General features: G+C 63.3%; 9 protein-coding genes. 4 read left to right on the plus strand and 5 right to left on the minus strand.

Translation table 11 applies throughout. The features are described from left to right. Positions 1 to 26: 26 nt before the first annotated feature. The 4 genes from GOB90_RS09680 to GOB90_RS09695 all read right to left on the minus strand — a co-directional run bounded on the left by GOB90_RS09680 (position 27) and on the right by GOB90_RS09695 (position 7,269). On the minus strand, positions 27 to 1,304 hold the full coding sequence (locus GOB90_RS09680) for an NAD(P)/FAD-dependent oxidoreductase (protein ID WP_146887743.1): 1,278 nt from the start codon (positions 1,302 to 1,304) through the stop codon (positions 27 to 29). A 314-nt stretch (positions 1,305 to 1,618) separates the two neighbouring features. After that, positions 1,619 to 2,680 carry a WD40 repeat domain-containing protein gene (locus GOB90_RS09685; RefSeq protein ID WP_146887741.1) on the minus strand — a complete coding sequence of 354 codons (1,062 nt, stop codon included), beginning with the start codon at positions 2,678 to 2,680 and terminating at the stop codon, positions 1,619 to 1,621. A 104-nt stretch (positions 2,681 to 2,784) separates the two neighbouring features. Beyond that, positions 2,785 to 3,792 (minus strand): CobW family GTP-binding protein, encoded by a 1,008-nt coding sequence (locus GOB90_RS09690; RefSeq protein ID WP_146887739.1) that lies wholly within the window; start codon positions 3,790 to 3,792, stop codon positions 2,785 to 2,787. Between the two features lie 102 nt (positions 3,793 to 3,894). After that, entirely contained in the window at positions 3,895 to 7,269 is a 3,375-nt protein-coding gene (locus GOB90_RS09695) for an AsmA-like C-terminal region-containing protein (protein ID WP_146887737.1), read from the minus strand. A gap of 107 nt (positions 7,270 to 7,376) precedes the next feature. Here GOB90_RS09695 and GOB90_RS09700 point away from each other — a divergent pair, with 107 nt between their 5' ends. From GOB90_RS09700 to GOB90_RS09710, 3 genes are all read left to right on the plus strand, one after another. Next, positions 7,377 to 10,514 (plus strand): bifunctional [glutamine synthetase] adenylyltransferase/[glutamine synthetase]-adenylyl-L-tyrosine phosphorylase, encoded by a 3,138-nt coding sequence (locus GOB90_RS09700; RefSeq protein WP_146887804.1) that lies wholly within the window; start codon positions 7,377 to 7,379, stop codon positions 10,512 to 10,514. Between the two features lie 60 nt (positions 10,515 to 10,574). After that, positions 10,575 to 11,048 carry a thioredoxin-dependent thiol peroxidase gene (gene bcp / locus GOB90_RS09705; RefSeq protein ID WP_146887735.1) on the plus strand — a complete coding sequence of 158 codons (474 nt, stop codon included), beginning with the start codon at positions 10,575 to 10,577 and terminating at the stop codon, positions 11,046 to 11,048. A gap of 126 nt (positions 11,049 to 11,174) precedes the next feature. After that, entirely contained in the window at positions 11,175 to 11,558 is a 384-nt protein-coding gene (locus GOB90_RS09710; protein ID WP_146887732.1) for a hypothetical protein, read from the plus strand. 214 nt (positions 11,559 to 11,772) lie between these two features. Here the strand turns inward: GOB90_RS09710 and GOB90_RS09715 are convergent, their stop codons facing one another. After that, positions 11,773 to 12,717 carry a helix-turn-helix domain-containing protein gene (locus GOB90_RS09715; protein ID WP_146887730.1) on the minus strand — a complete coding sequence of 315 codons (945 nt, stop codon included), beginning with the start codon at positions 12,715 to 12,717 and terminating at the stop codon, positions 11,773 to 11,775. 224 nt (positions 12,718 to 12,941) lie between these two features. Between GOB90_RS09715 and GOB90_RS09720 the strand changes: the two genes are divergently transcribed. After that, entirely contained in the window at positions 12,942 to 13,907 is a 966-nt protein-coding gene (locus tag GOB90_RS09720) for a thiamine pyrophosphate-dependent dehydrogenase E1 component subunit alpha (protein ID WP_146887728.1), read from the plus strand. The last annotated feature ends 8 nt before the right edge of the window (positions 13,908 to 13,915 follow it).

Consider the following 13,915-nt stretch of genomic DNA (forward strand, 5'->3'; position numbering starts at 1 on the left):
CCAGATAAGCCGGGCAGCGTTCCTTATCAGTCCAGCCGGACGGATGGCTGAACGTAGCCGCCGAACCAGTCGGACAGGCAGGCAGCCGTGCCGCGCGCGATGCCGTGCAGTTCGAACTGGTGCTGACGATACAGCGCTGAGTGACCGAGGCGGGCGGAAAGCCCATGCAGACGACCGCCACCAAAGGTTTTTCCGTCGGCGAAGACGCCCCAGCCGTTGTAATCACCCAGCGACACGATCGCGCCCTTGTCATGGTATTCGAACGGCGGCATCGGGTCACCCAGGAGCCAGGCGCCCATATGCGAGGCGAGGTGATGCGCCTGCTGACGCGCGACCTGTGCCGTCGGCGCGAGGGGGCTGTCTGAGACGTTCGCGCAGTCGCCCACTGCAAAAATACGCGAATCTTCCGTTGTTTGCAGGGTCGGTCCGACCAGCAACTGGCCTGATCTGCCGCAGGCGAGGCCGCCGAGTTTCGCAGTCACTTCCGGCGCGCAGACCCCGGCGGCCCAGACCCGGAAGGTCGCATCGACCCGCGAGCCGTCTTTCAGCACGAAACCTTTTTCGTCAGCGGCACTGACCATGGCGCCTGTCCGGACGTCGATTCCGATGGCGCGGAGCTGGCGGGCCGCCGCGTGCGAAACATTCTCCGGAAAAGCGGGAAGAATACGGGGGCCGGCCTCAAGCAGGCAGATATTGAGTTCCGGCTTGCCGGGCACGAAGCTGTAGAGCGCGGCCAGATCAAGGGCCTTGTGCAGTTCCGCGGCCAGCTGCACGCCGGTCGCGCCGCCGCCGACGATTGCGATTTCGAGCGGTCTTCCGATCGAATAGGCCTGCAGAACGGCCCGACGGAATTTGTCGTTGAACGCGTTGGCCTCGACGAGATTGTCTATGAACTGACAGTGTTCGGCAACGCCGGGCGTGCCGAAATCGTTGGCGCGGCTGCCGATTGCAAAAACGAGGGCATCGTAATCCAGGGTGCGTTCATCCAGGACTTTTTCGCCGTCTTCGAGCAGTGGCGCGAGTGTCAGACGCTGCGCCTTGCGATCCAGGCCGGAGATGGCGCCGTAGCAGAATTCGAAATGGTGACCGGCGGCGTGGGAGGCGAAGGGAATGCGGTCTGCTTCATTGGCGGCCGTACCGGCGGCGAAGCAATGCAGCATGGGTTTCCAGACGTGAGAGAAACTTTCATCGACGAGCGTGATCTGGGCGCGGCCTTTTCGACCGAGCGTGTCACCCAGTCTGGTTGCGAGCGCAAGACCGGCGATACCGCCACCAACAATGACGAGGCGGGATTTTCTGCTCACGGGATTTACCTTTCAGAAGGCCGCCTGAGCGGACCTTCGCTCTTCTGTCTGGTCTCATTAGCGGCTGAAGCAGGCGCGCAGATGAGATGCATCTGCCTGACGCAGATGAATAATAACAGCCCACCGGGCCGGAACACGCTATTCCCCGGACGGTCACATTCCGGCGACACGATTGTACGCGGCAGTCAGAATATTGTGTTTATACCGGTCTTTAACACACGCTGCGGAGCGTTGTCGCACAGCAGCCACGTTCCCGGGGGCCTGTATCTGTTTTTGCGGGCCTCCGGGGACGGGTCGCATGGCTAAGACATTCTTCAGGAGTCGGATGACAGATTAACAAGACCGATCCGTCCGTTTTCCGTGCCGTATCCGAGCGTGCAGCCGTCGGAGCTGATGGCCAGCGCCGTGACGGCGTCGCCATCTCCGGTGCAGACGGGCAGAACCCGCTGGGAATTGTAGTCGATCATCAGGACCGCGCCGTTTGCAAAGCCGGCGACCAGCAGCTCCTGCGTGGGGTGAGTGGCGACACGGGTGCAGAGCACGCCCGGAATGCCCGGCATTTCGGCGGGCGGTTTGCCCATCGGGCCACCACCGAAGAACGGCCAGAGCACGACACAATCGGCACCGCTGGTGGCGAGCCATCTGCCATTGCGGGTGAAGGCCAGCGAGGCGACCTTTGACGGGTAGCCGCTCATGCGCATGTTATGGCCGTCCGACAGACGCCATCCGTGCAGTTCGTTTTCCTGCATGGAGGTGACGAGCGCTTCTCCGCCGGGATGGATGGCGACGCCGATATGGCTGCCTTTCCATTCCAGCTGGCGCGGTTTGCCGTCCTTCGACTGCACGAACCAGAGGGACGCGCCGTTATAATGTGAGGCGGCGAGGCGCTTGCCTCTGGCATCGAAGGCAATGCCCGAGACTGTGGAGGGATGTTCGAGCGTCCGCAGGAGGGTGGTGCCGTCGCCCTTGCGAATCTGCACGTCCTTGCCTGTGGCGCAGGCGATAATCTGTGTTTTGCCGCCCGCCCATGTGGCGACATGTTCGATCCAGCGGCGGGTTTTGGCGAGCGTTTCCACGCTGTCTGTGGAGACGCGGGCCAGCTTGCAGTCTTCGCCGCCGGTAAGGAAGGTATTTCCGGCCACATCCGGCGCGAGGGCGGGGATGGGGCCGTCATGGGCTTCCACAACTGTCCATTTATCGGGACTTTTCAGGTCTGCCCGGTCCGCGATAATCAGGTCGCCCTCAGCCGTGGCGAAGGCGAAGGCGCTGTTATCGCGCGAGGCGCAGCAGGCGGTGATATGCCCGTCTGTCGTCCGTTCCGCGCCGCGATGATCCACGATTCCGGCGAACACGGATTCTGCCGACTGATCGCTCATTCCGGTTCCATTCTTTCCAGTGTTTCGGGCCAGCGTTTCAGCCCGGTATTTCAGGCTGCGGACACACATGTCCCACCCGGCGCGTGTCCGGGCGGGACATCAGGTCAGGCGCGGCAGCTTTCGAATCCGCGACGCAGACGCGGGCGGTTGAGGTTCTTGCCGATGAACACCAGGCGGGACTCGCGCTTCTCGCCGTCTTTCCACGGGCCGATATACCCGCCATCAGCCATCATATGCACGGCCTGGAACGCGAAACGATCATCCTGGCCTTCAAAATTCAGGATGCCTTTGGAGCGGAGAATATCGGCGCCCTGCTCCTGGAGAAGCGCATTGATCCAGGCGTTGAAACGCCCCTCATGCAGCGGCTCGGTGACGGTGAACGAGACGCTGGTGACGCCTTCTTCATGCGAATGTTCGGTATTTTCGAGAAAATCAGGCTCATAGGCCAGGGCGCGTTCGAGATCGAAGCCCCCCTGGTCCAGCACGTCGGTCAGCGGGACATTGCCGCGCTGAGCGCGGTGAATCCGGACATACGCATTGATCTGCCGGAGCCGGGCCTCGATCTCATCCAGCTTTGCTTCGCTGACGAGATCGGTCTTGTTGAGAATGATCACATCGGCGAACGCGACCTGATGGACGGCTTCCGGGCTCTCCTGAAGCGTCTGAAGCACGTTGTAAGCATCCACGACGGTAACGACGGCGTCCAGGCGGGTTTTGCCGCGCACGTCCTCATCGACGAAGAAGGTCTGCGCGACGGGCGCGGGGTCGGCAAGGCCGGTGGTTTCGACGATGATGCCGTCGAATTTCGTACGGCGTTTCATCAGGCTGCCGAGAATACGGATCAGATCGCCGCGCACGGTGCAGCAGATACAGCCGTTGTTCATTTCGAACACTTCCTCGTCGGCATCGACGACGAGGTCGTTATCGACGCCGAGTTCGCCGAACTCATTGATAACAACAGCATATTTCCGGCCATGTTCGGCGGTCAGGATATGGTTGAGCAGCGTGGTTTTGCCGGCGCCGAGAAAGCCGGTCAGGACGGTGACCGGGACGAGAGCGGTTCCGTCCGGTCCCGCCTCAGGGGCGGTCGGGGCATCCTGTGTCGCGGACATGGTGGTCTCCTTCTCTGGCGGCGGTCAGATCCGACGGGTCATGGAATCACGATATAGGCATGCCGGGGCCATCCGGCAAAGATGAGCAGCCAGGCTGACGGATCAGAAAATCTTTCGCAGTACGCCGGGCAGGAAAATGCTGAACGGGCTGACGGAAAATGCCGGATCGTCCAGCTTACCTTTCAACCCGAATTTTACGGCGAGGAAACCGCCGCCTTTTTCCGGCGCGAACAGGCGACCGATCGCGGGGAGGCCGCCCGGCAGGGCATTGACGGCGAAGGCGGGGACAATGGTGCCGGACAGATCGAGGGTTCCGGCATCGAGATTGACCGGGCCTTCCAGGGTGGCGCCGAGAGCGCCGTTTCCGGCCCGGCCATCGTGGATATGCAGGATGCCGTCGGCGAAGGAGACCGGCATCTCGAACCGCAGAACCTCGAACTTTGATTCGTTTTTTGTATTCAGCCAGCCGTAGATGGACAGGTTTCGCGCGATGCGGAGAGCTTCGGGCGCTCTTGTAATCACGAAAGGGGTGACGTTCAGCGTGCCTTTGAACGGTGCGCTGGCCCGCGTGTCATCGAAACGGCCGTCGAGCTTCGCATGGCCGCCGCTCATGAGGTCCGTCACTCTGAGCTTGTCGAGAAGCATGCCGAAATCGGGCACATCGGCGGTGAATCGCCGGGTATTTCCCGCAGGTTCGATGTTGACGGTGGCCGGTGTCGGCGTGGTCATGGCGAAACGCAGTCGCTCGATGCGGGTGCCGTTATGATCGATATGGGCTCTGACGCCGCCGAGGGCGCTGTCTTTGCCATACCAGAGGGTGTCGGCATCAACGTCTATGAGCCAGGAACGGCCCGGCGGCCCTTTGATCCGGCCGCTGGCGGCTTCCGGCACATGGAACGTCGTCGGCGTCGACCCGGTGTCTTTGGGCTTACCCTGAACCAGAGGCGTGAGATCGAGGGTGCTGGCCCGGACATGAACGGCGATCGGGCCGCTGTTGCTAAAGGGTATGGTCAGCCGGGCCGAGCCGACGGAACGGCTGATCCGGAAGTTCGGCAGCAGCAGTTCCGGTGGCCCGTTCGGATGAAATTTCGCCTCGCCGTTGAGCTTCAGGTCCGGACCTGAAGCTCTGATTTCCTCGACGGACTGAAGCTTGCCGTCGTCAACATACAGCACGGCGTGCGCACTGGCCGGAACCGACGGGGCCTTGCTCCAGACAGGCAGATGGATGCCGGCGTTCAGCATGTTCAGGTCCAGCGCGACGGTATCGGGCAGATCCTTGATCATGGTGTAATTAACAGCGATTTCGGCGCGATTATAGAAGTAGCTGCTGACCGGAATCCCGGCCGCTTCGACGTTCTCCGGAGTCAGGTGCAGATGGGCCAGCACGTGATCGACCGTCCCGCCTGACGGCACATCATCGAAAGTCGTGTCGGCTTTTACATCGGCGGGGATGTGGCTGAACAGCACATGACCGGCCAGGGTCATGCCGTGCATGGTGACGTCGGTATCCAGCGTTCCGTCATCGACGGCCCGCCCCATGGCCACGTCGCCCAGATGCAGACGGGTGAGATGAGCGTGACCGTCCAGCGTCATGTCGTCGGTGCTCACATGGGCGCGGAGCGGCAGTTGCAGCGTGAAGCCGATCAGCGCGTTGCCACGCGGATGTGTGAAGGGGATCGGGTGGCGCGACAGGACGTGCAGACGCGGTTCGGCGAGCAGGGCGAGCTGGTCGCGCAGATCGCCCGCGAGTTCGACATGAATGGTGCCGATCTGGTCTTTCTTGTCCAGGTCGCTGATGATCATGCTGCCGGGTTTGAGGATCAGCTTCCCGGTGCCGGTGGCACCGACATTGTGGCCGGTGCGGATCGTGGGCTGATAACCGTTCTGAAACCCGATTTTAATGGTGCGCGGATCGACGAATTCGAGATGGGCGTCCAGACCTTCCATCGGGATGATCGGACGCAGCCAGTGCAGTTCCATTGCCTGCCCGTCGAGACCGCCCGAAACGCTGGTCACGTCAGCGGACTGTCCTGTCCGGTCGGGACCGATGCCGAGCGTGATATGCAGATTCCGCACCGTTCCGGCCGTGATGTTTTTTGTCACCCAGAGACGGGCGCCTTTCGCGGCGGCGGCGGGCCACCAGGTCCCCAGTTTTGTGAACGGCATGTCGGACAGCGCAACACTCGCCGTTCCGGTCACTTTGCGCGGGACACCTATATTCTTCCACTCGAACTCTCCGCTGGCGGTAAACTGTGGTGGCGGGAAGATCTCCGGCGCGGCTGTTGCGGACGAAGGCGGGCTGGCCGGCTGGGTTACGACGACCGGAGGGGCTGACGCGACAGGGGGCGCGGCAGGGAGCACGGGGGGCTCGCGCAGCTGGATGGCGACATTCCCGATAGTGAGACGAACGGGCCAGGAGCCGGCCTTTCTGTCACCGGGAGTCAGATGCAGGGCGGCGGTGCCGTGCTGCGTGAACAGCCATGATCCCGCGGCTTTTATCTGCCCTTCGCCGAGAGAGAGCATGGCACTGACATCGGCCGGCATCATGTAATGGCGGACCGGTCCCGCGCGGAGGATCACGTCTGCATCCAGCCCGACCGGGGCACGTACGGCATCCAGCCCCGGCAGCACGGAGGCCAGGCCAGCGGGCGTTACGGGGTCGAGCGCGATATGCCAGGCCAGTGTGTTATCCGGAGCCAGCGCACCTTTTGCCGTCAGTTTTGCCTGGAAAGGATGTGTGGCGTCGCCCTGATCCGGCACTTCCGAGACGCCGACGGTCAGTGTGCCCGACAGGCCGTGCCGGTGTTTCACGGCGACGGGTGTGAGGTCGGCTTCCAGCGGATCGACGGTCCATCGGGCGTGGAGCTGGTCATCGGCCAGAGTGATGTGCGTGTTGCTGAGCAGAACACGGTGGAGTTTCGACGGGTCGACCGCCAGGCCCCCGCCTGCGGAAGACGCCGGGCCAGGCAGGTCCAGGTCGATCGCGCCACCGGCGTTGCGGCGCAGCAGGATGCCGGCGCCGCTGATGCGGAGATCGGTGACGGCGATCGCGCCATGAAGGAGAGGAAACGCATCGAGGGCGATGGCGCCGGAGGCGATCCGGTCCGCCACATGGCCCGCTGAATCGAGAATCCGCACGTCATCGAGTTCAAGCAGGACGGGCGAGCCGAAGCCATCGCGCAGACCTGTCCAGCACAGCCGTGCGCGGGCGATATCGAGTCTGCCGCGCGGCGGGGCGCCTTTCGGCCCGTTGATAACGGCCAGGGGAAGGAACGGACGGAGCGCGGGAGTGACGTCAACCGGACCGAACATCATCGCGACCAGCAGCGACAGAACGGCCAGAGCCGGCAGACCGATAACGAGACCGATCGCGGCCAGCCCGGCGATCAGCAGACGTTTCGGACGCTTCTTTTTCAATTGCGGAGCGGAACCGGAAATCCCGGATCGCGACGGGCCGGCTTGACCGGGATCGCTCATCGCCGCATCCCTTGCTGGCCCATTATTGCGTAAAGCTCATGCCCCACCGTAAAATCTCTCGCCCGTCTGCTTCCGTGCCGTCCGCCGCTCCGGCAAAGACCGGGGCAATGCGCCGGAAATGTGGCGATTCCGATCACATCTCTCCGGATGACGACACCCGTGAGCCGGCACGGGAACCGCGGCGCGAGATCGGCTGGCGGGCGCGGCGTCATCCCGGCTGGCCGGAGGCGGAGTGGCCGGAGGCGGCCGATCCGGAGGCGGCGGATCGTTTCCTGGAAGATATGACCGCTCTGTGGCGGGAGGCGGAGCTTGACCCTGGCATGCTGCACGCGCCGGGAATCCCGGATCTGCTCGCCTGTATCGGTGGAAACAGCCCTTATCTGGCGGATCTCATCCGGCGCGCGCCGGATGATTTCGTGCGCCTGATCACGGACGGACCGGATGTTTTCACCGATGCCGCGCTGGCTGGAATCGCGGCGCTGCCGGTCACGGGTGAACTCGAGATGATCGCGACGGCGCTGCGCCAGGCAAAGGGGCGCGTGGCGCTGGCGAGCGCGCTGGCCGATATCGGCAGGTTCTGGACCTTGGAATCGGTCACGCAGGCGCTGAGCCGGCTGGCTGATACGGCACTCGATGTTGCTGTCAGGCATCTGCTGCGTGCGGCCCATGATGCCGGGCGCCTCTCATTGCTAGACCCCGCGCGTCCTGCGCGTGGCAGTGGCTACGTTGTGCTGGCGATGGGAAAGCTGGGCGCGCGGGAACTGAACTTCTCCTCGGATATCGATCTCGTGGCGCTGTTTGACGCCACTCTGCATGAGGATCCGGATTCCGCCAGGCAGGTTTTCATTCGCATGACTAGCGACCTTGTCCGGCTCATGGAAGCACGCGATGCGAATGGTTACGTCTTTCGCACCGATCTGCGCCTGCGCCCGGACCCGTCCGCGACGCCGCTGGCCGTGTCGATGCCGGCTGCCATTTCCTACTATGAAAGTCTTGGCCAGACATGGGAGCGGGCGGCGATGACCAAGGCCCGCCCGGTGGCGGGAAACATCACGCTCGGGCGGGATTTTCTGCGGGTCATTCACCCGTTTGTCTGGCGCCGTCATCTCGATTTCGCGCTGATCGACGACATTCACGACATGAAAGCGAAGATCGACCGGCACCGGAAACCGGGACGCACGGGGCTGGCCGGGCTGTCGGATTCGATTCTGACCGATCCGGACGGAGATGTGCACTGGCTTCTGGGCCACAATGTCAAACTGGGCGAAGGCGGCATCCGGGAGATCGAGTTCGTCGCCCAGGCCATGCAGCTGATCTGGGGCGGACGGACGCCCGGCCTGCGGGACCGGACGACGCTGGGCGCGCTGCGCACGCTGACGCGCTCGGGGCACATGCCGCGGGAGGAAGCGGAGATTCTGGCGCGGGCTTACCGGCTGCTGCGTGAAACCGAGCATCGCGTGCAGATGCGGGCGGACCAGCAGACGCATCAGCTCCCGGACACGGAGGCGGGATTCGGGGCGCTGGCCCTGTTTCTCGGTTATGCGAGCGGCGGCGATCTGGCGCTTGATCTGCTGCCCCAGATGCGGGCGGCCCGCCGGATTTTCGAACGGCACTTCAGGACGCCCGCGCCTGAAGACGCGGCGGACATGCCGGAGTTCGACCTGAACGCCGACGATCTGCCGGCGCGGCTGGGCGCCACCGGCTTTCCGGAGGCGGAATGCGACGCAGCGGCGACGATCATGTCGCACTGGGCCGGCAACACCCGGCGGGCACTGCGGTCGGAACGGGCGCATGCGCTGTTGCGCAATCTGCTGCCACAACTGCTCACCAGCTTTATCGCCGGGCGTGACCCGCTGGGCTGTGTGCGTCATTTCGACACACTGCTGTCCAGGCAGCGGGCCGGGGTGCAGCTGCTGTCGCTTCTGGAGCGCAACCCGAAGCTGATTACCCGTATTGTCGCCATTTTCGATGCGTCACCGTTTCTGGCCAGCCATCTGGCCGATATACCATCGGCACTTGAGGGGCTGCTTGAGCCACAGGAGAGTGACGAGACGGCTCTCAGCACGGCAACCGGGCAGATCCGGCTGCTGGCGGCGGAAAAGCCGCCCCGGGAGCTTCTGGTGGCGCGGCTTCGCCCGCTCGTCCGGGCCGAGGAGTTCCGTCTCTCCGTCGCCCGACTGGAGGGGCGTCTCACTGAGGATAAAGCGGCGCTTGCCCGCACAACTGTCGCGGATGTTGTGATCGGCGTGTTGCTGGAGGCCACATTCCGCGAGCATCGCATCCGGCATGGCCGGGTCGAGGGCGGCGGCGTGACGGTCGTGGCGCTTGGCAAGGCCGGATCGCGCGAGATGATGACGGGGTCGGACCTCGATCTGATGCTGATTTTCGATCATCCGGAGGACATTTCGTCCAGCTCGTCCCTGCCGGGCGCGACGGAGTCGCCGGTTCGTGAACTGGCCGTGTCTCAGTATTATCTTCGCCTTGCCAACAGCTTCATCGCGGCGCTGACGGCACCCGATGCGGAAGGACCGCTTTACGAAGTGGACATGCGGCTTCGCCCTTCGGGCGCGGCCGGACCCGTCGCCGTCTCACGCGCTGCGTTTGTGCGTTATCACGCCGGATCGTCCTGGACGTGGGAGCGAATGACGCTTACCCGCGCCCGGATCGTTGCGACGGCCGGAGAGGCGGGCGTGAAACAGGTAATGAAGACAACGCTTCAGGCGGATCTGGAGTCGATTCTCTCCGGGTCCGGCCAGACACCGGCGCCGGATATCCGGGCGGATGCGGCGGCGATGCGCTCCCGCCTTGCGCGGGATATGCCGCCATCCGGACCATGGGATGTCAAACGCCGGGCCGGCGGGCTGATGGAGGTGGAGTTCATTGCACAGGCCCTGCAACTGATCGCGGGTTCAGCGGAGGCCCGCTCTCCCTGCACGCCACGGGCGTTCCGCCTGCTGGCGCGGGCCGGGGTGCTGTCGCGGCAGGATGCCCGGGTTCTGGTCGACGCGGATGAGGCGTGGCGGAGTCTCCAGAGTATTCTGCGGCTGCTCCGGGGTCCCTCCCCTCCGGCGGACCCGATGCGGGATCTGCCGCCCGTTACGCAGGAACTGCTGTGTCGGAGCATGGGGGCGTCCGGTCTGTCCGAACTCACCGCACGGGTTGAGAAACTGGCTCTGACGGTTCGGGAACTGTTCACGCGTCTGATCGGACCGGTCGGGGACGCGGCAGGCCGGCCGCCATCATAATTTCGTTCCAGGCCGTGACGGTCGTTGCACGGCGCCCGGCACTCGGGCAGGCTTGGCGGCATGAGCAACGAACCCATTGCCGTGGGCGATAAGGCCCCGGATTTCACCCTGCAGGCCAGTCGCGGCCGGACAGTTTCAACCCGTGACCTCGCGGGCAAACCGTACCTCCTGTATTTTTATCCCAAAGCGGATACGCCGGGCTGCACGACGCAGGCCTGTGGCATTCAGGAGGCCCTGCCCGCGCTGGGCAGACTTCATCTCACGGTCATCGGGATCAGCCCCGATCCGGTATCGAAGATCGACAAATTTGCCGACAAATACGGGCTGGAATTTCCGCTGGCCAGCGACCCGGAGCATGAGCTTGCCGACAAATATGGCACCTGGGTTGAAAAATCCATGTATGGGCGCACGTCTTTCGGGATGGAGCGCAGTTCGTTCCTGGTCGGGGCGGACGGGCGCGTCCGGGCAATCTGGCGCAAGGTGAAGCCGGCGGAGCATACCGCGCTCGTTGAGAAGGCCGCCGCGGAACTCTGATTGCTCTCTCCCGGCGTAGTGTGACGATTTGTCGCACTCCCTGCCCGGAATTCGCCATGATGGCGGCGCCAGATGGTCTCATCGGCCGGGGCGTCCCTGCGATGTGTCCGGTCAGGGAGATATGACATGCGCAAATCCTTTCGTTCACTCATGGTTATCCCGGCTCTGGCCGGAGTACTTGCCGGCAGCGTGATTATACCTGCGACGGCCAGCGCCCGCGGATACGAGATGAGACATGGTGGCCCGGGATGGGGTGGGCCGCCTCCCGGCGCGCGGTGGCACCGTGGTCCCGGCTGGGGACCTGGCGCCGTGGTTGGCGGGATTATCGGCGGTGTGGCGCTTGGTGCGCTCGGTGGCATGGCGGTTGCCAGCGCGGTTCCGCCACCTGTCGCCTATGGTCCGCCGCCGCCGGTTTATGCCGTTCCGGGCGGGCCTTATCCGATGGCCACGCCTTATGCCTATCCTTCTTATCCGGTTTATCCGGGTTATGCGCCTTACAGATCCTGGTAATTTAAGACTGACGGATCGCGGGGCGGGCTACCCGGTCGCGTCCGTCAGAGCCGGTCGGCTGTGCTGGCACGGCCATCATGTATCCGGTTCTGTTCCTGTTGAGAGTTGACGTTTTTCTCAGGGCTTTGCCCTGAGACCCACCAAAGGCCGGGGCCCGTGGCTCCTGCCGGGTTCAGGCAGCGCCCGTAACCTGTGGGAAAATCCCTCATCTAGATTAAGCCTGAACAGAGCCTGTATTTTCCTGCATCGCACGAATTTTACGATGCAGTGTTGACCGGCTGATCCCGAGAAGGCGTGCGGCAGGCGCGATTTTACCGCCTGACATCGCCAGCGCGCCTTCAATGACGGCGCGTTCTGCTTCATGAAAATCCGGCACGCCGCGTCCTCTTGTGCCAAGATCGAAGCAGATGCTGCTGTTGCTGTTGCCGTTCAGCCCGAGCATAGGTCGCGCCGCGAAGGTCGCCCCCACCACAACGCGGGATTCGTCCAGAGCGACCATGGGCAGCGAGACCTCGTTGCTTTCTCCCAGCAGAACCACGGTCTGATCCCGGAACGCTTCGAGAAAGCTGCGGCGTTCGATGCGGCGGGCGGCATCGATCAGAACAGCTTCCATCATAAAGGCGATCCGCCCGCCCGGGTCAGGCCGTGTCGAACTGGTGTCCAGCACGCCCGTAAGTTGCCCGTCCGGCCCGTAAAACGGCACGGCGGAGCAGGCGAGATAGCGCAGCCCGAGACGCCAGTGCTGCTCCATATGGACCGTGACGGGTTTTCCCTCGACCAGACTTGTGCCGACCCCGTTTGTACCGGCTTCCCGCTCGGACCACCGCGCGCCTGGACAGAGATGCCAGCGTCGATGGCCCTTTTCCAGCGGATGGTTGCCCCGGCTGGTCAGGATCACACCCTGCGCGTCGGCCATCAGCACGGTGTAGTCGAGCGTCGAGACGATGCCGTGCAGACGGTCGAGTTCCGGTTCAGCGATTTTCATGAGTGAGCCCATGCGGCTGCACGCCTGTCGCAGTTCGGCGCCGCAAAGCAGTTCGGGCGATACGCGCTGATTCGGATCGAGCCGGTAGACAGTCGCACAACGCGTCCATGATGCGGCGATATGGGGAGGCAGTGCCGCAAGCCGGTCGTCTGGAATGAGGATCGCTTCGCTCATTATTTTTTTCTTTCGGATCCTGTCTGGCATCTTTGTTTTCAGGCTGCCATTTCGAGAGTGTCGCAGAACCGCGACACTCCTCACCCTGACATTTCACATCAGCGTGACCCTGATAATCAGCACTCTTACCCGCGCCCGTCAAACACCGTTTCGTTCAGGCAGTTCAGAAAGGCCGGGTGGCACTGACAATAACAGAACAACCGCTGACAAACAGGGGAGATACCATGCAAATTGCCCGTGATATTCTGCTTCGGTCCTATCGCTCGATGCGAACCATCCGCGAGTTCGAGGAACGTCTGCATGTTGAGTTCGCAACAGGCGAAATTCCGGGTTTCGTACATCTTTATTGTGGCGAGGAAGCATCCGGCGTCGGTGTCTGCGCGCATCTCACCGACACCGACACCATTGCCAGCACACATCGCGGGCACGGACACTGCATTGCAAAAGGTGTTGGCGTAGATGGCATGATGGCGGAAATTTATGGTCGCCAGACGGGCGTGTGCCGTGGAAAAGGCGGGTCGATGCACATTGCCGATCTGTCGCTGGGGATGCTCGGAGCGAACGGCATTGTCGGTGGCGGACCGCCGCTGATCTGCGGCGCGGCGCTGTCACACAAAACTCTTAAAGACGGTGCTGTTGCCATCGCTTTTTATGGCGATGGTGCTTCCAACGAAGGCAGCACGCTTGAAAGCCTGAATCTCGCGACGGTCTGGAACCTCCCGGCGGTCTTCGTGGTCGAGGATAACGGATATGGCGAGGCGACGGGCTCGTCCTATGCCTGCGCGGGAAACCAGAAGGACCGGGCAGCCGGTTTCGGGATGCCGTATTTCGAGTGTGACGGCAATGACTTCTTCTCCGTCTACCAGACTGCCGGAGAGGCCATCAGCCATGCCCGCAACGGCAACGGACCGGCGATGGTGCATGTGCATCTGGCCCGCTGGTACGGGCATTTCGAAGGCGATGCGATGACGTATCGCGCCGAAGGCGAGGTCGCGGAACTTCGCGCGGATCATGACTGTCTCGTGAATTTTCGGCGACGCGTCACCGAAGCCGGGCTTCTGGAAGCCGCCGCGCTCGATGATGTGGATATGGCCGTGAAGGACGCGGTCGAGGCGGCGGTTGTGGCGGCGAAAGCGGCGCCTCTGCCCGTGGAAGATGACCTTCTGAAAGATGTGTACGTTTCTTACTGAAAATATCC

Origin of the sequence: Acetobacter oeni (genome assembly GCF_011516825.1) — a bacterium.
Taxonomy (GTDB): domain Bacteria; phylum Pseudomonadota; class Alphaproteobacteria; order Acetobacterales; family Acetobacteraceae; genus Acetobacter; species Acetobacter oeni.

Excerpts from the sequence above, each read along its gene's own strand:
- GOB90_RS09695 (WP_146887737.1), bottom strand. The coding sequence starts at position 7,269 with ATGAGCGATCCCGGTCAAGCCGGCCCGTCGCGATCCGGGATTTCCGGT.
- bcp (WP_146887735.1), top strand. The coding sequence starts at position 10,575 with ATGAGCAACGAACCCATTGCCGTGGGCGATAAGGCCCCGGATTTCACC.
- GOB90_RS09710 (WP_146887732.1), top strand. The coding sequence starts at position 11,175 with ATGCGCAAATCCTTTCGTTCACTCATGGTTATCCCGGCTCTGGCCGGA.
- GOB90_RS09715 (WP_146887730.1), bottom strand. The coding sequence starts at position 12,717 with ATGAGCGAAGCGATCCTCATTCCAGACGACCGGCTTGCGGCACTGCCT.
- GOB90_RS09685 (WP_146887741.1), bottom strand. The coding sequence starts at position 2,680 with ATGAGCGATCAGTCGGCAGAATCCGTGTTCGCCGGAATCGTGGATCAT.
- GOB90_RS09720 (WP_146887728.1), top strand. The coding sequence starts at position 12,942 with ATGCAAATTGCCCGTGATATTCTGCTTCGGTCCTATCGCTCGATGCGA.
- GOB90_RS09700 (WP_146887804.1), top strand. The coding sequence starts at position 7,377 with ATGCGCCGGAAATGTGGCGATTCCGATCACATCTCTCCGGATGACGAC.
- GOB90_RS09690 (WP_146887739.1), bottom strand. The coding sequence starts at position 3,792 with ATGTCCGCGACACAGGATGCCCCGACCGCCCCTGAGGCGGGACCGGAC.